The sequence below is a fragment of the Streptomyces mangrovisoli genome, assembly GCF_000974985.2.
Classification (GTDB): Bacteria; Actinomycetota; Actinomycetes; order Streptomycetales; family Streptomycetaceae; genus Streptomyces; species Streptomyces mangrovisoli.
Window position 1 is genome coordinate 1 of the sequence record NZ_LAVA02000130.1, and the last position, 766, is coordinate 766.

Annotated in this window: 1 protein-coding gene; it reads right to left on the bottom strand. The window is 79.6% G+C overall.

The window, feature by feature from the left end:
• Positions 1-651: AfsR/SARP family transcriptional regulator (locus WN71_RS37430; RefSeq protein WP_206300242.1), on the bottom strand; the 651-nt coding region annotated here is incomplete at its 3' end.
• Between the last annotated feature and the right edge of the window lie 115 nt (positions 652-766).

Below are 766 nucleotides of genomic sequence, written 5' to 3' on the forward strand. Positions count from 1 at the left end.
GGCGAGGGCGCGGCGGGCCCGCTCGTACGCGGCGAGGGCGTCGGCGGGGCGGCCGGTGTCGCGCAGGGCGCGGATGAGGAGGGCGTGCAGCCGTTCGTCGTAGGGGTGGACGCCGGTGAGTTCGGTCAGTTCCGGTACGACGTCCTGGGCGCGGCCGAGGCGCAGTACGGCCTCCGCGCGGGCCCGGAGGGCGTCCAGGCGCAGCGCGTCCCAGCGGGCGGCGGGCGAGCGGTCGGGGAGGTCCGCCAGGGCGGGGCCGCGCCACAGGGCGAGGGCCTCGGCGAGGGTGCGGGCGGCGGCGGCCGGGTCGCCCTGGTGCAGGGCGGTGGTGGCGTCCCGCACCAGCCGCTCGAAGACGAACAGGTCCACGTCGTCGCGGCCCGCGGCGAGGCGGTAGCCGCCCGCGTCGGAGGCGACGGCGGCGCGGCCGACCGCGCGGCGCAGTCGGCCGACGAGGGCGTGCAGCGCGGCGGGGGCATCCAGCGGCGGGTCGTCCGGCCACACCTCGTCGATCAGGGTCTGCGGGGTGGCGACCTGGCCGGGGCGCAGGCACAGGGCGGCGAGGAGCGCGCGCACCCGCGGGCCGCCGACCGGGATGTCGCCGCCCTGCTCGTCCTGTGCCTGGGTGACGCCCAGGAGTCTGTACCGCACCGGTTCATTCTCGCCGGGCTCGCTGCGCGGGGCACGGGGTTTCCTCGCGGAGCGGTCGGGGTGGGGTGCGGGCCCGCCACGACCGGTCGCGCCGTTCCCCGCGCCCCTTCCGGGG